Below are 16,990 nucleotides of genomic sequence, written 5' to 3'. Positions count from 1 at the left end.
CAAATACTGGCCGATCGGTCAGCTATTGTGTTCCGCATGGCACGCGCAACCACGACGCGCGCGGACATCCTCGACTCGGCCGTGCGGCTGTTCGCCGCCCACGGCTTCCGCGGCACCTCGCTGCAGGACATCGCCACGGACGCGGGCTGCTCCAAGGCGTCCTTGCTGTACCACTTCACGAACAAGGACGCGATCCTCACCGAGCTGCTCGCGCCCGTCGGCCCGGAGTTCGCCGAGCTGGAAGGGCGGCTCGCCGGGCTGCGCGGTGAGGAGGCCGCCCGTGCCGCCGTCACCGGGCTCGTCGACCTGTCCCTGCGCTTCCGGCTCCAGGTGAAGATCCTCCTGCAGGACGTCGACGCGCTGATCAACCGGCCGGAGCTGCCCGACGCCGACCACATCGTGGAACGGCTCACCGAAGCCCTGTCGGGCCGTTCGGACGCCCCCCAGGTCCGCGTCTGGGCATGGATGGCGATGCTCGGGATCATCCTGACCAGCGCCAGTGAATGCGTGATCCCCGAAGAGACACTGCGCGCGGAACTCACCCGCGGCGCGTTGCGGACGCTCGGTCTGCCGACCGGCTGACCCTCCCCGAGAAAGAGATCTGCTGTGGCAACCCTGCTGTACCGGCTGGGCCGGTTCTCCTTCCGCAGGCGCGGGCGCGTCGCCGCCCTGTGGCTGCTCCTGCTGGTGGTCCTGGGCCTGGCCGCCGCGGCCTTCCACGGCCCGGCCGGCGACAAGTTCTCGATGCCCGGCACCGAGTCACAGCGGGCGCTGGACGCCCTGGCCAAGGAGTTCCCGCAGGCCAGCGGTGCCACCGGGGCCATCGTGGTGGCCGCTCCGCAGGGCCGGAAGCTGGAGCCCGCCGCGGTCGCGCCCGTGGTCAAGGAGGCCGCCGCCGTTCCCGGCGTCGTCGCCGCCCTCGACCCGTTCAAGACCGGCGCCGTCTCTCCCGACGGCCGCTACGCCCTGGTCCAGGTGCAGTTCGCCCACGCGGCCAAGGACGTGACCGACGCCCAGCGCGCGGCGTACCTCGAAGCCGGCTCCTCGGCGGCGGGGCTGCGGGTCGAGCACGGCGGAGAGGTCCTGAACGCCCCGCCGGAGGTCGGCGGGTCGGAAGGAATCGGCGTCCTGATCGCCGCCGTGGTGCTGATCGTCACCTTCGGCTCGCTGGTGGCCGCCGGCATGACCCTGCTGAACGCGCTGATCGGCGTGGGCGCCGGCATGGGCGGGCTGTTCGCGCTCAGCGGCGTCGTCGAGCTGACCTCCGTCACGCCGGTACTGGCGCTGATGCTGGGCCTGGCCGTCGGCATCGACTACTCGTTGTTCATCACCTCGCGCTACCGTCAGTTCCTCGCCGAGGGCGTGGCGCCGGAGGAGGCCGCCGGCCGGGCGGTCGGCACCGCCGGATCGGCGGTCGTGTTCGCCGGGGCCACCGTGGTCATCGCGCTCGCCGGCCTGTCGGTCGTCGGCATCCCCTTCCTCAGCGTGATGGGCCTGGCCGCCGCGGGCACCGTGGCCGTCGCCGTCCTGGTCGCCCTCACGCTGCTGCCGGCCTTCCTGTCGTACGCCGGGGCCCGCGTGCTGCCCCGCAGGCAGCGCACCGGGGACGACGCCGACGCGGGGGGCCGCGGCTTCGGCTACACCTGGGGACGGGTGGTCACCCGGCTGCGCGTGCCGATCCTCGTGGCCGGCGTGCTCGCCCTGGGTGCGCTCACGCTGCCGGCCCAGGATCTGCGGCTGGCCCTGCCCGACGCCGGCACCGCCGCCCCCGGCACTCCGGCCCGCGAGGCGTACGACCTGACCAGCGAGGGATTCGGCGAGGGCTTCAACGCCCGCCTGATCGCCGTGGTCTCCGCCGCCGACCGCGCGGCCACGACCGCCGCCGCCGGGCAGGCCGCCCAGTTGATCCAGCGGACCCCCGGCGTGCTGGCCGTGGCCCCGCCGCAGCCGAACGCCGCGGGCACCACCGCGCTGCTGACCATCATCCCCAAGGCCGGGCCCACCGACGCCGCCACCGAGGAGGCCGTCCACGCCATCCGCGCCAAGGTCGCCGCCATCGGCGGCGCCGAGATCGCCGTCACCGGCGCCACGGCCGTGGGCATCGACGTCTCCGACAAGCTCGCCGACGCCATGCCGGTGTACCTGCTGCTGGTGGTCGGCCTGTCGGTGCTGCTGCTGATGCTCGTCTTCCGCTCGATCCTGGTCCCCGTCAAGGCCGCGCTGGGCTTCCTGCTCACCGTCGGCTCGACCTTCGGCATCACGGTGGCGATCTTCCAGCAGGGTCACCTGGCCGGTCTGCTGGGCGTGGACGTGCCGGGCCCGCTGGTCAGCTTCCTGCCGATCCTGCTCATCGGCATCCTGTTCGGCCTGGCCATGGACTACGAGGTGTTCCTGGTCTCGCGGATGCGCGAGGACTACGTGCGCGGCGACGCTCCCCGCCAGGCGACGATCAACGGCATGGGGCACAACGCGCGGGTCGTCACCGCCGCGGCGCTGATCATGACGGCCGTCTTCGGCGGGTTCGTGTTCATGAACGACCCGATCATCAAGTCGATGGGCTTCGCGCTGGCCGTCGGCGTGCTCGTCGACGCCTTCGTGGTCCGGATGACCCTCGTCCCCGCCGTGATGTCCATGCTCGGCCGCGCCGCCTGGTGGCTGCCTCGCGCCCTGGACCGGGCGCTGCCCGACCTCGACGTCGAGGGCGAGCGCCTGCGCCACCACCTCACCGTCGCCGAGCCCCCGGAGCGGGCCGGGGTGTCCTGACGCCTCGCCCGTACCCGCGGACAGGCCGGCACACGCGAAACGCCCCCGGCGGCCCTGGAGACCAGGGCCGCCGGGGGCGTCACAGGCGTCCTACGCGCTCTTGCGCCGCTGCTCCCTCAGAATGGCCAGCCGCTCGTTGAGCACCTCCTCCAGGTCCTCGATCGAGCGGCGCTCGAGAAGCATGTCCCAGTGGGTCCGCGGCGGCTTCGCCTTCTTCTGCTGCGGCTGCTCCGCGTCCACCCGCAGCGCCGGGCTGCCGCAGTGACGGCACTCCCAGGTCGTCGGGATCTCGGCCTCGACGGCGAGCGGGACGGTGGTGAGATGGCCCTTCGGGCACGTGTAGGACACCTCCTGGCGCGGCGCCAGATCGGTGTTGCGGTCGTTCTCGTAGCTGGTCGCGCCGAGCCGGGTACCGCGAAGTGCACGCTCGCCCATGTTCTTAAGCCTCCTGAGGTCCCCGCCTTCGAGGGGGTTCGTTCGCCACCGCGTACAACGCCTGATACCGTGTGTGGATTCCCAGCCGAGACCTGATCCAATCGCGCTTTTTCCGTCCCACTGGTCCCAGCTGTGCGGTATGAAGCGCCGTCCTCAAGATCGAGTCGCACCGCCGGTCGGGATGATGAGGTCGGGGCGGATCTGCTCAACGGTCTCGACCCGCGCGACCTCGGCTACTACGACGAGTTCGCCGACCGCCTCCGGGCCGCGGCGGCGGGCCGCCCGCCGACGGCTCCGGCCGCGGCTGATTCGCGGCGACCGCCAGCGCGGTCGCGCCGATCACGATCGTTCAGTAGGAGCGGGGCAGTCCGAGGACGTGCTGTCCGAGGAACGCCAAGATCATATTGTTGTTGACAGGAGCGACCTGGTAGAGACGGGTCTCGCGGAACTTGCGCTCGACGTCCCAGGTGTCCACGAACCCGTTGCCGCCGTGGATGTCCAAGCAGACGTTGGCCGCCTGCCAGCTGGCCTCGCTCGCCAGGAACTTGGCCGTGTTCGCCTCGGCTCCGCTGTGCTGTCCGCTGTCGAAGAGGGCGGCTGCGCGGGTGCGCATCTGGTCCGCCGCGGCGACCTGGGTGTAGGCGCGGGCCAACGGGAACTGCACGCCCTGGTCTGCCCCGATGGGGTGACCGAAGACGTCCCGTTCCCTGGCGTAGGCGACTGCCCGGTCGAGGAACCAGTACCCGTCACCGATCGCCTCTGAGGCCAGCAGGATGCGTTCGGCGTTCCAGCCGTCGATGACGTAGCGGAACCCATGCCCCTCCTCGCCGATCAGGCTGTCGGCGGGAATCCGCATGCCCTTGTACCAAACCTGGTTGGTGGCGTAGTTGAACATGGTGCGGACCGGTTCGACGACCAGCGTGCCGGGCTGCTCCTCACGAACCCGCCGCAGGTCGACGAGAAAGAGGCTGATGCCCTCGGTCCGTTCAGCGGGGTCCTCCGCCTGTGGACGAGTGCGGGCCAGCAGCATCAGGAGGTCCGACTGGACGATCCGGCTGGTCCAGTTCTTGTGGCCGGTCACCACGTAGTCGTCGCCGTCGCGCACCGCCATGGTCTGGATCCGGGCGGTGTTGGACCCGGCCTCCGGCTCGGTGATGGAGAACGCTTGCAGCCGTAGTCCGCCTGTCGCGATCTCGGGCAGATAGCGCCGTCTCTGCTCCTCGCTGCCGTGTCGCAGCAACGGGGCCATCGTGTACATCTGGGCGTGGCAGGCGGCGGAGTGCCCGCCGGAGCGGTTGATCTCCTGCAGGATGATGCTTGCCTCGGTGACCCCCATGCCCAGCCCGCCGTACTTCTCCGGGATGAGGACCGACAGGTACCCGGCCTCGGTGAGGGCGCGGACGAACTCCTCCGGATAGGCGCGCTCGTGATCGCGAGCGCGCCAGTAGTCGTCGCCGAAACGCTCACAGAGCTCGCGCACCTCGGCGGACAGCCGCTGGTGGGCCGGGTCGGTGTCGTGAATGGCGATATCGGTCATGCCCGGTCCCTCCTCCGCGGTGGACGCGTTCAGTGCAACAGCCCGGCGTGGCGGGCCTCGTAGGTGAGCCGGTCCCGGTGATCGGGGTGGGCTATGGCGATCAGCGCGGCGGCGCGCTGGGAGATGCTGCGGCCCCTCAGCTCGGCGATGCCGTACTCGGTGACGACGTGGTCGATGGTGTTCTTCAACGTGGTGACCGGGGTGGCGTTGCCGAGCTCAACCTTGATCCTGCTGGTGCCGTCGCCGGTCGCCGCGTGGGTGACGAGGAACGCCTGCCCTCCGTCGGAGTACATGGCGCCGCGGGCGAAGTCGGCCTGCCCTCCCGAACCTGACCAGTAACGACCCGCGATGGTCTCGCTGGCCGCCTGGCCCATGAGGTCGATCTCACTGGTGGCGTTGATCGAGATCATGACGGGTTCGCAGGCGACGACGCGTGGGTCGTTGACCCAGTCGACCGGCAGCATGGCCACGGACGCGTTGCCGTCGAGCCAGTCGAAGAAACGCCGGGTGCCGATGCAGAAGGCGGCGACATGTTTGTTGCGCTGGTGCTTCTTGCGCGTGCCGGTGACGACGCCCTGTTCCGCGAGGTGCATGATGCCGTCGGACATCGCCTCGGTGTGCACACCCAGATCACGGTGTCCCGACAACTCGGACAGCAGCGCGTTGGGGATGCGGCCGACCCCGATCTGCAGGCACGCCCCGTTCGGCACCCGCTCGACCACCAGTTCCGCGATGCGCTTGTCCCGGACGTCGGGTACGGCCGGCATCGTCTCCTGCAGCGGGTAGTCGGCGACACACCAGCCGGCGACCTGGCTGACGTGGATCTGGTTCTGTCCGGAAGTGCGCGGCATTCGCGGGTTGGCCTCCAGGAAGAAGGGCACCTCACCGATGAATGTGGCCGCGTAGTCGGCATTGGTGCCCAGGCTGAAGTAGCCGTGCTCGTCGGGCAAGGTCGAAGCGGCAAGGACGAGGGAGTGCCGGGTGTACTCGCGCAGCAGCCTGGGCACCTCGCTGAAGTGTGCCGGAACGAGCTCACACGTGCCGTTCCAATAGGCCTGCCGGCATCCCGGTCCCAGGTAGTAGCTGACGTGGCTCAGCCGCCCCGGGTACCTGCCGTTGATATAGGCGCGTTCGCGGGCCGGATCCATCTGATGGATGCGAACATCGGTCAAGCGGTCGGCGTGGGCTTCGAGAGCGTCGATGACAGTGTGAGGTTCGCCGTGGTGGATCGGCACGATCAGGTCCGCGCCGTCTCGTACCAGGTCCAGCACATCGGTCGGTGCGTTCATGACACCTCCTGTCGGCCGACTCGACGAGCGCGACCACCGGCACGCCGATGCCGTCGACGGCGGTTCGGGCGCCGATCTTGTCGTCGGGTGCGACGGCGTCTTCGAGGTCGAGTACGGCGACAACCGCCCCGGCGGCCGCCGCCTTGCCGAACCGATCGGGACGGTCACCAGGCGTGAGGAGCCACGACCTGGCTCTCACGGCCCCTGCACGGCCCGCCGTGCCCGCTCGTCCCACACCGGCCGCACCGCGGTCACGTCAGGCCCGTGGCCCCGCCGGTAGATCATCATGGTGCGCTCGAAGACGATGACGATCTCACCATGCTGGTTGAAGCCGATGGTGCGGACCGCCACGATGCCCACGTTGCGGCGGGAATGCGACTCCCGGGCGGACAGCACCTCCGACTGTGAGTAGATAGTGTCGCCCTCGAACACCGGGTTCGGCAGCCGCACCCTGTCCCAGCCCAGGTTCGCCATCACGTGCTGTGAGACGTCCGTGACACTCTGACCGGTGACCAGAGCCAACGTGAACGTCGAGTCCACCAGGCGTCGGCCGAACTCGGTCTGAGCCGCATAGTGCGCGTCGAAGTGAACCGGCATGGTGTTCTGCGTCAGGAGGGCCTGCCATACATTGTCCGTGGCGGTCACAGTTCGTCCGAGCGGATGCCGGTACGTGTCGCCCACTGAGAAGTCCTCAAAAAAGCGACCCGACCACGAAACCCGCTCTACCGATTCGGTGGTCATCTGACCTCCCCCTCGGGTCGGCTTGCTCCCCATCTGCTACCCGAAGGGGTTTCGCACGACACATAAACCATCTTTTGCCGATAGCCGGATACGCATTTCAATCAGCGTGGCGGAGGATTTCTGATCGGTGAAGCCGCTGAGGTGAGCACGAGGCCCAACGCGGACAGCTGGCCCTCCATGCGTCGCGGGGTCATGCCCCCAGGCAGCACGGACGGTCCCTCCCAGGATCTCCCCTCTCAGATGTGGTCGGGGACCTCGTTGCCCGCGTCGCGGATGGCCCGGGGCAGGTTGACGGTCGTGAGCAGCACGAATCCGAGAACGAAGAACACGATCAGCGAGACGATCGCGGTGCGGTAGCTGTCGGTGAGCTGGAGCGCCAGCGTGAGCACCAGTGAGCCGAGGAACGCCGACCCCTTGTCGCTCACCTGGTACAGGCTGAAGTACTCCGCCTCCCGCCCCGGCGGGATCACCAGCGAGTACAGCGACCGTGACAGCGCCTGCGTGCCGCCCATGACGATCGCGATGGCGAACGCGATCGCGTAGAACTGCAGGGCCGCGCCCTTCTGCAGGAAGTAGGCCACCCCCACCACCACGGTCCACACCACCAGGCTGGCGAGGACCGTGCGCTTGGTCCCGAACACCGCCGCGAGCCGCCCCAGCCCGAGGGCGCCGCCGACCGCGATGAACTGCACCATCAGGATCGCGCCGATCTGGTGGGTCTGCCCCAGCCCCAGCTCCTGGTCGGCGTACGTCGCGGAGAACCCGATGACGGTCTGCACGCCGTCGTTGTAGACCAGGTAGGCCGCCAGGAACAGCAGCGTACGGGGGTAGCGGCGCGCCTCGGCGATCGTGCGGCCGAGCTGGCGCACGCTGCCGGCGACCGCCCGCGCCGCGGTCGCCTCGTGGACCGGCACCCGCCGGTCGCGCAGGCGCAGCATCGGGATGATCGTGAAGGCGCCCCACCACAGGCCCGCCGAGGCCAGGCTGATCCGCACCGCCAGGCCCTCGTCGATGTCGGCGAACAGGTAGACCACCAGGTTGAGCGCGAGCAGCAGGCCGCCGCCGAGGTAGCCGAAGCCCCACCCCCTGCTGGAGATCGTGTCGCGTTCCTCCGCCCCGGCGATCTGGGGCAGGAAGGAGTCGTACACGACCCGCGCCGAGCCGAAGGTGACGTTGGCGAGCAGGAACAGCGCGCCGCCCAGCAGGTACGCGTCGCCAGAGACGAGGTAGAACCCCAAGGTGGCCACCGCGCCGGTGAAGGCGAGCGACCCGAGGATGCGCCTCTTGCGCCCGGTGTGGTCGGCCACGGCGCCGACGACCGGCATGACCACGATCTGGAGCAGCACCGAGATCGTCACCATCGCGGTGAAGTACGCCTTCGGCCGCAGGTCCAGGCCGAGGAACGACACGAAGCCGTCCGGGCCGCCCGCCGCCGTCGTGGCGACCGAGGTCAGGTACGGCCCGAGGAAGACGGTCAGGACGGTCGTCTGGAACGCCGAGTCGGCCCAGTCGTACCAGTACCAGCCGCGCTGCTCCCGCCGACGCGCGCCGGGAAGCTCCTCCTGAACGACCTGGGGGGCGGTCATCGTCTCTCCTCGCCTGTGGAGCGGTCGTGCCGGGCGGTCCCGCGGGTTACGGGACCGCCGGGCGGGGGTGCCACTGCCCGCGCGACTTGAGGACGTCGCGCAGGCCGCTGATGTTGTCGGTCATGATGCCGTCCACGCCGAGGTCGAGCAGGTGGGCCATCGTCACCGGGTCGTTGACCGTCCACACGTGCACCTGCATGCCGATCGCGTGCGCCGTCCGCACGAGGGCGCGGGTGGTGACCCGCAGGCCGCGGAACCCGATGGGCGCCTGCGCGCACGGCACCCCCGCCCGGGCCAGCCCCGACAGCAGGCGGCCGTACCCGCCGCCCATCGCGGCGGTGCGCAGGGCGGCCAGCCCGCGCGGGCCGAGCGAGAAGCAGACCTCCCCGTCGACCGCGCGCAGGGCGCGCGACAGCCGGGCGTCGGAGAACGACGTCAGGCAGACCCGGTCGTGGGCGCCGGTGCGGCGGATCGCCCGGGCCAGCGGCGCGATCGCGGCGCTCTCCTTGACGTCGATGTTGAACCGCACGTCCGGCCAGGTGCCGAGCAGGTCCTCGATCAGGGGGATCTCGTGCCGCCCGCCGATCCTGGCCGCCCGCACCTCGCGGTAGGGGAGGCGGGAGACACGTCCGGCGCGGTCGGTGACGCGGTCGAGGGTGTGGTCGTGGAACGCGAGCAGTACGCCGTCGGAGGTCGCGTGGGCGTCGGTCTCCAGGTAGGTGTAGCCGAGGCCGACGGCCCTGGAGAAGGCCTCCATGGTGTTCTCCCGGCCCTCGGCGGCACCGCCGCGGTGCGCGAAGGCGAGCGGGCCGGGATGGTCGAGGAACGCGAAACGGCGGTGCACGAAAGGAGTATGCCGGGTCTCGGAGAGTGCGTCAGCGCACGGACATGAACATTTGGGTCACGAGGCGCCCAACGACGCCCATTCCCGTCGCCTGGCCTCGGCCATCGCGATCGCCGCGGCCACCGCCACGTTGACCGATCCGACCCTGCCGACCTGCGGGATGTAGGCCACGGCGTCGGCGGCCTCCAGGCAGGCGGGGGAGCAGCCGTGGTCCTCGCTGCCCAGCACCAGGCAGACGTCCCCATCCAGCGCGGCCTCGTGCAGCGGCGCGGCGTCGCCGGTCAGCTCGACGGCGACGACCCGGTAGCCCTCCTGCCTGGCGGCGCGTACGGCGTCGGTCACCGGGACCGGCTCGTGCCACTCGACCAGCCGATCGGTGCCGAGCGCGGTCTTCTGCGCCTTGGGGTTGGTGGGCGGCGTGGCGTTGCCGGCCAGCCAGATCGTCTCCACGCCGAACGCGGCGGCGGTGCGGAAGATCGAGCCGATGTTGAAGGGGCCCGTGACGGATTCGAGGATCAGCGCCAGCCGGCCCTCGGTGTTGCGGCGCCAGGTGCGGTTGAGCCGCTTGACGTCGGTCGGCTTGAGCTGCCTGCGGGGGTTGGTCGTGGTCGTCCTGGTCGTGTTCATCGGGGCGCTCATCGCTCCTGGTCGCCGGAAGAGCCGCGCACAGAGGAGGGCGCGGGGGAGGGTGCGGGGCGGGCGTCCACCCGCAGGACGCGGTAGGCGGACCGGGAGGCCAGCCGCGAGGCGGGCCAGCCCTGCTCGGTCAGCCAGCGCTGCAGCGAGTCGGAGCCCAGGTGTTTCTGCACGACGAGGTACGCGCTGCCGTCGGGGGTGAGCCGGTCGAGCCACCGCGTGAGCATGGCGTGGAGGGCGGCCTTACCGATCCGGATGGCCGGGTTCGACCAGATCGCCCGGAACCTGACGTCCGCCGGCATCTCGTCGGCGTGCACCGACCTTACTTTGTCAAGGCGGGCGCTCACGGCGTTCCTGCGGCACAGTTCCACCGAACGGCGGTTCACGTCGACAGCCCACACCGTCGCCCCCGGCGCCCGGGACGCCATGGTCAGCGCGATCGGGCCGTAGCCGCAGCCGAGGTCGAGCAGGTCGCCCTCCGGGGGCGGCGGAGGCACGGTCTCCAGCAGCACCCGGGTCCCGGAGTCGATCCGCTCGGGGGAGAACACCCCGCTGTCGGTCTCCAGGCGCAGGTGCAGATCCGGGAGGACCAGGGTGACCGTCCCCGGCCGGCTGTCCGCCTCGGGACGCTCCTCGAAGTAATGGGCCACGTGCCCAAACGTACCAACGCCGCGGAGCGGTGATCTCCACGGACGGCTCCGCGGAGACGGGGGTGAAACACTTCCGGCCTTCCGGACACGTACGAGACGGCGGGAAAAACGGTGAAGGGGGAGCAGCGGTGGGCCGCGGGGACATGAGGCGCCGTTTCGAGGAGATCTATGTGGCGCACTACGCGGATCTCCTCGCCTACGTCCGGCGCCGCACCACGTCCCCCGAGGACGCCGCCGACGCCCTGGCCGAGACCTTCGCCGCGGCCTGGCGGCGCATCGGCGACGTCCCCGCGGGTCCGGCGGCCCGCCTCTGGTTGTACGGCGTGGCCCGGAGGGTGCTGGCCAACGGCCGCAGGGCCGAGACTCGCAGGAGCGCGCTCGTCGAGCGGCTCGGAGCGGAGCTCGCCCTGTGGGACGCGCGGCGGCGGGAAGAGCCGCCCTGGCCGCTGGACCACGGGGAGCTCGACGCCGTACGCCGGGCGTTCCGGCGGCTCGGCGCCGACGACCGCGAGGTGCTGGCGCTGGCGAGCTGGGAAGGGCTGGCGTCGGCGGAGATCGCCACGGTGCTCGGCTGCTCGCGCGGGGCCGCTCGCCTCCGGCTGCACCGCTGTTCGCCGATCCCGCGACGTACCAGCGTGAACTGCGCCAGCGGGGCCTGGACGTGGAGGTGCGGATCGTGTCCACGGCCCCCGCTTCGGCGGGACGGGCGCTCTACGTCGACGGAACCCGCGACAACAGCGCCATCACCCCGATCCAGGCGCCGGGCACGTGCGCGCGCTTCGCCGGCTGCCCGGCCGGGTTCCGCATCCCGGTGGACTTCCGCGGGCACGCCGAGGTGCTGATCGGCCGCGCCGCCCGGCCGGGGGAGCGGTACGGCCTCATGGAGCACATCGACATGGAAGGCCGGCCCTTCCACTGCGTGGACTTCCTCAGCAGGACCGTCGCCGAGGTCCTGCCCCTGTTGCGGGAGCACGGCGTGCGAGCGGAGTTCACCTCCTACGCCGCCGGCGGCGCCCGGCTGCCCGCCCCCGCCGGCTGGTACGTCCACGAGGGGATCATGGTCGCCGACGGACAGGCGCTTCTGCTGGTCGGCCCGGCACCCAACCCCCGGCCACGCGCCAGGGACGCCTACTGCCCGGCGGCCGCCGAGTCACCGTCCCACCCCTGAGCCGCCGAGCCGCCGGGCCGCGCTGAACCACGCGGCTCGGTGAGGCGACCGAACTCCCGCCGCGATCACGGAACCCGGCCACTGGGCGCCGTGCGCGGATGACGCCTGCCCGTCTCCCCTCCCCGATCGGATTCGCCATGCTCGCGTACGCTCACCGCCTGCTCCCGGTCCTCGCCCGGGCCGGGCGGCACCGCGCCTTCACGGTCACGCTGACGATCGCGGCCGCGCTCCGGGTGGTCACCATGCTCGGCTATCCGCCCGCCCGGCTGTACTGGTACGACTCGTTCACCTACCTGCACAACGCCGTCCACCTGCGGCCCGAGCAGGGGTTCCACCCGATCGGATACCCCCTGCTGCTGCGTGCCCTCCTGCCCTTCCACAGCGTCGAGGTGGTCGTCGCCGTGCAGCACGGGATGGGACTGGCGACCGGCGTCGTCGTCTACGCGGCGCTGCGCGGCAGGGGAGCGCCAGGCTGGGCCGCCGTGGCCGCCTCGGCGCCGGTGCTGTTCGACGCGTCGTTCCTCCGCCTGGAGCACGCGGTGCTGTCCGACTCGCTGTTCGTCCTGCTGGTCGTGGCGGCCACGGCCCTGCTGGTCCGCCGCCCGGTGCCGTCCGCGCGGGCCGCCGCGGCCGCCGGCCTGCTCCTCGCGGGAGCCGCCCTCACGCGGACGATCGCGCTGCCGCTGATCCTGCTCGCCGTGCCGGCGCTCGCCGTACGCCGCGTCCCCTGGCGCCGCCTGGCCGTTCTCGCGCTGTCCGGACTGCTGCCGGTCGCCGCGTACGCGGGATGGTACGCCGGGGTCCACGGCAGGTTCGCGATCGGCGGCGGGGACGGGGTCGCGCTGTGGGCCCGCACCATGACCTTCGCGGACTGCGCGCTCGTCCGGCCTCCGCCGGACCTCGCGCCGCTGTGCCCGAACGGCCTCGCGCTCGACGCCGCGAGCGAGTACGTGTGGGCGGGGGAGTCCTCCCTCAACCGGCTCCCCGGCGGGCACGCCGCGCTCAACGAACGGGCCCGCGCCTTCGCGCTGCGCGCCATCGCCGCCCAGCCGCTGGACTACCTGCGCGACGTGGCGAGGGACACCGCGCTCGCGTTCGCCTGGACCCCCGTCGCCCACCCGGCGCGCACCGTCCCCGCGTTCGGTTTCGCCCACGGCACCTGGCCGCTGCCCGCCGATCAGCCGCTCGCCGGGCAGGTCAGGAGGGAGTACGACCCGGACCTCACCGGGATGCGGTCGGTCCGGCCGTACGCGGACCTGCTCGTCGCCTACCAGTACCCGGCCTACCTGCGCGGGCCGCTGCTGGCCGCCGTCCTGCTGCTGGGCGCCGCGGGCGCGGTGCGGCGACCCCGGACGGCGGCGCTGCCGTGGGCGGTCGCCGTCACGCTGCTGGTCGCGCCGGTGGCCGTGCTCGACTTCGACCACCGGTACGTGCTTCCGGTCGTGCCCGTGGCGTGCCTGGCGGCCGGACTGGCCTTCGGCCGAGCCCCTCGTCGCCCGGCGGCGCGGCCCGCGCGGCGCCGTTCGCCGGGACGCGGGCGTGACCCGGTCATGGGATGCGGGCGCCGAGCAGCATGGCCGCGGCGGCGGCGAGCATCGCGGCGATGATCGCCGCGACGAGGAACCGCTGGGTGATCTCCTGGTGCACCACCTTGAACCCGAGCGAGGTGCCGATCTGCGCGTAGACGTCCCGCAGTTCGCTCCCCGACTCGGCGGTGTACGCCCGGCCCCCGGTGCCGTCCGACAACGACTGCAGGGTGGCCTTGTTGACCGGCACCTGCACCGCCCGGTTGTCGATCGTCACGGTGCCCTCCGGCGTGCCGTACGCGATCGTGGACACCGGCACCTTGGCGCCGACGGCCGCCTCCACGGCCTCGTTGACCGACCGGCCGGAGGTGTTGTCGCCGTCCGACAGCAGCACGATGGCCGCGGGCGGCGGGTCGGTCACCGCCCGCTGGTCGAACGACCTGATCGAGTCGAGCGAGTTGAACACCGCCTCGCCGATCGCCGTGCCGGCCCGGGTGGTCAGGCTGGAGATGGCGGTGGTCACGGCCGCGTGGTCGGTCGTGGGGGAGATCACCACGGCCGCCGACCGGGCGAAGGCCACCACGCCGACGTTGAACCGGTCCGGCAGGTCCCGTACGAACTGCTGGGCGGCCTGCTTGGCCGCGACGAGCCGGGTGGGCTCGACGTCGTTGGAATCCATCGACAGCGACACGTCCACGGCGATCATGATGGTGGCCCGGTCCCTGGGCACCTTGACCGCGCCCGCGGGCCTGGCCGCGCCCATGACCAGCAGGGCCATCATGATCAGGAACAACACGGCCGGCACGTGCCGCCGCCACGAGGGCCGCTCCGGCGCCACCAGCGACAGCAGCGCCAGGTTCGTGAAGCGCAGCGTGTAGCGGCGGCGGGCGAACTGCAGCGCCACGTACGCCGCGATCATCGCCGCGACCAGGACGAACAGCCAGAGCCAGCCGGGGGACAGAAAGGTCACGCGCCCGCCCTCCTGCCCGCGGCCCGCCGCATCAGATGGGCCGTGCGCCGCTGCCGCAGCACGAACCCGGCGAGGTCGAACACCCAGTCGCGGTCGGTGCGCAGGACCATGTGGGCGGCCCCGGCCCGGCGCAGCGCCGTACGGATCTCCCAGCGCTGCTCGGCCGCCGCCTCGGCGTACCGCTCCCTGATCCCGCGCGACAGGTGGACGCCGCGTGAGCGGCCGGTCTCCGGGTCGGTGAGGGTGACGAAACCGACGTCGGGAAGCTCCAGCTCGCGCGGGTCGACCACCTCGACGGCCAGCACCTGGTGCCGCGCGGCCAGGCGGCGGAGCGGCGGCTCCCAGGAGTCCGCCGGGTCGAGGAAGTCGGAGACGACCACCCGCAGCCCTCGTTTGCGGTGCGCCGCCGCCATCATCTCCAGCCCCTCCCCGAGATCGACCGAGCCCTGCGCGGGCGGCGCGCCGAGCAGCGAGTGCAGTAACGCGTAGAGCCGGGGCCTGCCCTGCCGGGCCGGATACCGGTGCACGTCGTCGCCGTACAGGATGTAGGCGCCGAACCGGTCGCCCACCCGTCCGGCGAGGATCCCGATCGCCCCCACGGCGGAGATGACCAGGTCGCGTTTGGAGACCTCGGCGGTGCCGAACTCCATGCTGGCCGACAGGTCGGCCAGCGCCCAGGTCTCCAGCTCCCGGTCGGCGATCAGGTCCCGCACGTGCGGGACCGTCGTGCGGGCGGTCACCGCCCAGTCCATGCGGCGCACGTCGTCCTCGCCGGGCACATACACCCGGCTGTCGCCGTGCTCGCTGCCCGGCCCGGGGATCAGCCCCTGGTGGCGGCCCTGCAGCAACCCGTCCAGCCGCCGCACCACCGTGAGCTCCAGCCGCCGGAGCGCCTGGTCGGGGTTGCCGCCGCTCATCGCATGCCCTGGTTCCACACCACGAGGGGCGGCGGCACGGCCCGCAGGATGCGCCCGACGACCTCGGCGGGGTCCACCTCGTCGGCCAGCGCGTCGAAGGTGAGCATCAGCCGGTGCGCCATCACGTCCACGGCGACGTCGCGGATGTCGTCGGGCAGCAGGTAGTCGCGGCCGCGCAGCAGGGCCAGCGCCCGCCCGGCGGAGACCAGGCCCAGCGTCGCCCGCGGGCTCACCCCGATCTCGATCGTGTCCTCCAGGTCGGGCAGGCCGTACTCCGACGGGGTCCGCGTCGCCATGACCAGCCGTACGACGTAGTCGGCCACGAGCTGGTGCACCGAGACCTCCTCGGCCATGTCCTGCAGCCGCAGGAGGGTGGCCGGGTCCAGCACCGGCCTCGGCACCGGCGGCCGGACGCTCATCCGCTGGAGGATCTCCAGCTCCTCGTGGGCGCTCGGGTGGGACACCAGCACCCGGAACAGGAACCGGTCGCGCTGCACCTCGGGCAGCGGGTAGACGCCCTCGGACTCGATCGGGTTCTGCGTGGCGAGCACGACGAACGGGCGGGGCAGCGGGTGGGTCCGCCCGGCGAGCGTGACCTGCCGCTCGGCCATCACCTCCAGCAGCGCCGACTGCACCTTCGCCGGGGCGCGGTTGATCTCGTCGGCCAGCAGGAAGTTCACGAACACCGGCCCGAGCTCGACGTCGAAGCTCTCGGAGCCGGGATGGTAGACGCGGGTGCCGACGATGTCACTGGGCACGAGGTCGGGGGTGAACTGGATCCGGGCGAACGATCCGCCGGTCACGGTGGCCAGCGTGGAGGCCGCGAGGGTCTTGGCCACCCCCGGCACGCCTTCCAGCAGGCAGTGCCCCCGGGCGAGCAGCGCCACCAGCAGCCGCTCCACCATGTGGTCCTGCCCCACGATCACACGGCGGACCTCGGCCAGCGCGTCCATCAGGGAATCCAGCCGAGCCTCCCCGTCCTCCTGCTCCGCGACGCCCTCGCCGGGCTCGGGGTCACTGCGTTCATCGGCAACGGTCATGCTCGTTATTCAACCGTGACTCGGCGGGAGAATCCATTTCTCTCCCATTTGCCCGTCCCGGCGCGTGCCACACCCCCTGTCGCGCCCGTGTGTTGTCGTGCTTGTGTGTTTTGATGTGGAGGAGATGGTGACCCCTCTGCAGTACGGCGACCCGTCCCACGTGGGACCGATCGCGTTGCAGGCACGCCTGCGCACGGCCCAGGGCGGCCTCGTCTACCTGGGCCAGGCACCCGACGGCCGGGTGGTGTCGGTGGCGGTCCTCAGCAGCGGCGCCGCCCTCGACGCCGCGGCCCGGGACCGGTTCGTCACCGCGATCAGAGAGGCCGAGCGGCAGGGCCGTACGGGCGTGCTCGGCTGGGGCGCCTCCCTGGTGGACCGGATGCGCGGCCGGGGCGCCCCCGACACGCCGACCGTCCTGGCCATGCACGACGGTCCCGCCCCCTGGGTCGCCGTGCCGTACGTGCCGAACGCCCCGGGGGCCGAGCGGTTCCTCGACCCGGTCACGGTGTCCGGCACGCTCATCGGGCAGCGGCACGGACCCGACTTCCTGCACTACTGGCAGGGCGACGCCACCCCCGCGGTGCCCGGCCCGCCGGCCCCGCCGCCCCCGGCGGTCGCCACCCGCCGCTCGGTCGTGCTCGCCTCGACGCTGCTCGCCACCCTGGTGCTCGTGCTCCTCGTGGCCGCCTGGCTGCTGCTGTTCCGCGGCGAGGACGAGCAGGAGCCGGCCCGGCCGCTGCCGAACACGCAGTTCGTGCCCAGCCCGCCGCCCGAGCCCGCCTCGCCGGTGCCGCAGCGGCCCACCCCCGGCCCGTCCGGGAGCGGCAGCGAGTCGCCGTGGCCGATGGACCTCGACGACGGCCGCGGTCCCATCTGAGCCCCGCGTAC

At 72.0% G+C, this 16,990-nt stretch carries 16 protein-coding genes and 1 pseudogene; 6 read left to right on the top strand and 11 right to left on the bottom strand.

Going from position 1 to position 16,990, the window contains the following annotated elements; all coding sequences use genetic code 11:
* Positions 1–36: 36 nt before the first annotated feature.
* A complete protein-coding gene (locus HHX37_RS24815) occupies positions 37–582 on the top strand; it encodes a TetR/AcrR family transcriptional regulator (RefSeq protein ID WP_182880893.1) in 546 nt (181 codons plus the stop codon).
* Positions 583–606: 24 nt separating this feature from the next.
* Positions 607–2,763: an MMPL family transporter gene (locus HHX37_RS24810; RefSeq protein WP_182886954.1), complete on the top strand. Its 2,157-nt coding sequence runs from the start codon at positions 607–609 to the stop codon at positions 2,761–2,763.
* A 90-nt stretch (positions 2,764–2,853) separates the two neighbouring features.
* On the opposite strand, the gene HHX37_RS24805 is transcribed toward HHX37_RS24810, so the two are convergent.
* The 8 genes from HHX37_RS24805 to HHX37_RS24765 all read right to left on the bottom strand — a co-directional run bounded on the left by HHX37_RS24805 (position 2,854) and on the right by HHX37_RS24765 (position 10,481).
* Positions 2,854–3,198, bottom strand: a complete 345-nt coding sequence (locus tag HHX37_RS24805; RefSeq protein ID WP_030509898.1) for an RNA polymerase-binding protein RbpA — start codon at positions 3,196–3,198, stop codon at positions 2,854–2,856.
* A gap of 349 nt (positions 3,199–3,547) precedes the next feature.
* A complete protein-coding gene (locus tag HHX37_RS24800; RefSeq protein ID WP_182886953.1) occupies positions 3,548–4,735 on the bottom strand; it encodes an acyl-CoA dehydrogenase family protein in 1,188 nt (395 codons plus the stop codon).
* A 29-nt stretch (positions 4,736–4,764) separates the two neighbouring features.
* Positions 4,765–6,024, bottom strand: a complete 1,260-nt coding sequence (locus HHX37_RS24795; protein WP_182886952.1) for an acetyl-CoA hydrolase/transferase family protein — start codon at positions 6,022–6,024, stop codon at positions 4,765–4,767.
* A gap of 195 nt (positions 6,025–6,219) precedes the next feature.
* Entirely contained in the window at positions 6,220–6,765 is a 546-nt protein-coding gene (locus HHX37_RS24785) for a MaoC family dehydratase (protein ID WP_182886951.1), read from the bottom strand.
* 236 nt (positions 6,766–7,001) lie between these two features.
* Positions 7,002–8,351 (bottom strand): MFS transporter, encoded by a 1,350-nt coding sequence (locus HHX37_RS24780; RefSeq protein ID WP_111697560.1) that lies wholly within the window; start codon positions 8,349–8,351, stop codon positions 7,002–7,004.
* A gap of 46 nt (positions 8,352–8,397) precedes the next feature.
* Positions 8,398–9,195, bottom strand: coding sequence for a glycerophosphodiester phosphodiesterase (locus HHX37_RS24775; RefSeq protein WP_182880896.1), 798 nt, complete (start codon positions 9,193–9,195; stop codon positions 8,398–8,400).
* Between the two features lie 57 nt (positions 9,196–9,252).
* Positions 9,253–9,834, bottom strand: coding sequence for a TrmH family RNA methyltransferase (locus HHX37_RS24770; protein WP_259402832.1), 582 nt, complete (start codon positions 9,832–9,834; stop codon positions 9,253–9,255).
* Complete coding sequence (locus HHX37_RS24765) at positions 9,831–10,481, bottom strand: class I SAM-dependent methyltransferase (RefSeq protein ID WP_182886950.1); 651 nt, start codon at positions 10,479–10,481, stop codon at positions 9,831–9,833. Before HHX37_RS24765 ends, HHX37_RS24770 begins: the two co-directional genes overlap by 4 nt.
* 143 nt (positions 10,482–10,624) lie before the next feature.
* Here HHX37_RS24765 and HHX37_RS37915 point away from each other — a divergent pair.
* The 3 genes and pseudogenes from HHX37_RS37915 to HHX37_RS24750 all read left to right on the top strand — a co-directional run.
* Positions 10,625–11,032 (top strand): annotated as a pseudogene (locus tag HHX37_RS37915) (RNA polymerase sigma factor); the annotation flags it as partial.
* Between the two features lie 125 nt (positions 11,033–11,157).
* Positions 11,158–11,649 carry a hypothetical protein gene (locus HHX37_RS24755; RefSeq protein ID WP_310740530.1) on the top strand — a complete coding sequence of 164 codons (492 nt, stop codon included), beginning with the start codon at positions 11,158–11,160 and terminating at the stop codon, positions 11,647–11,649.
* Between the two features lie 137 nt (positions 11,650–11,786).
* Positions 11,787–13,256: a hypothetical protein gene (locus tag HHX37_RS24750; RefSeq protein WP_182886947.1), complete on the top strand. Its 1,470-nt coding sequence runs from the start codon at positions 11,787–11,789 to the stop codon at positions 13,254–13,256.
* On the opposite strand, the gene HHX37_RS24745 is transcribed toward HHX37_RS24750, so the two are convergent.
* Genes HHX37_RS24745 through HHX37_RS24735 form a run of 3 tightly spaced genes read right to left on the bottom strand, consistent with a single transcriptional unit; the run spans position 13,198 to position 16,102 of the window.
* The gene (locus tag HHX37_RS24745) at positions 13,198–14,145 is read right to left on the bottom strand and encodes a VWA domain-containing protein (protein WP_111697566.1); all 948 of its coding nucleotides are present in this window, start codon (positions 14,143–14,145) and stop codon (positions 13,198–13,200) included. The two genes, HHX37_RS24750 and HHX37_RS24745, sit on opposite strands and share 59 nt — an antisense overlap.
* A complete protein-coding gene (locus HHX37_RS24740) occupies positions 14,142–15,062 on the bottom strand; it encodes a DUF58 domain-containing protein (RefSeq protein WP_182886946.1) in 921 nt (306 codons plus the stop codon). The genes HHX37_RS24745 and HHX37_RS24740 overlap by 4 nt, the downstream gene beginning before the upstream one ends.
* On the bottom strand, positions 15,059–16,102 hold the full coding sequence (locus HHX37_RS24735) for an AAA family ATPase (protein WP_138460648.1): 1,044 nt from the start codon (positions 16,100–16,102) through the stop codon (positions 15,059–15,061). Before HHX37_RS24735 ends, HHX37_RS24740 begins: the two co-directional genes overlap by 4 nt.
* Before the next feature lie 124 nt (positions 16,103–16,226).
* Between HHX37_RS24735 and HHX37_RS24730 the strand changes: the two genes are divergently transcribed.
* Entirely contained in the window at positions 16,227–16,979 is a 753-nt protein-coding gene (locus HHX37_RS24730) for a hypothetical protein (RefSeq protein ID WP_220499102.1), read from the top strand.
* Positions 16,980–16,990 lie beyond the last annotated feature (11 nt).

The sequence above is a fragment of the Microbispora sp. H10885 genome, assembly GCF_014161415.1.
GTDB lineage: Bacteria > Actinomycetota > Actinomycetes > Streptosporangiales > Streptosporangiaceae > Microbispora > Microbispora triticiradicis.
This window is presented reverse-complemented; position numbering and strand designations above follow the sequence as displayed.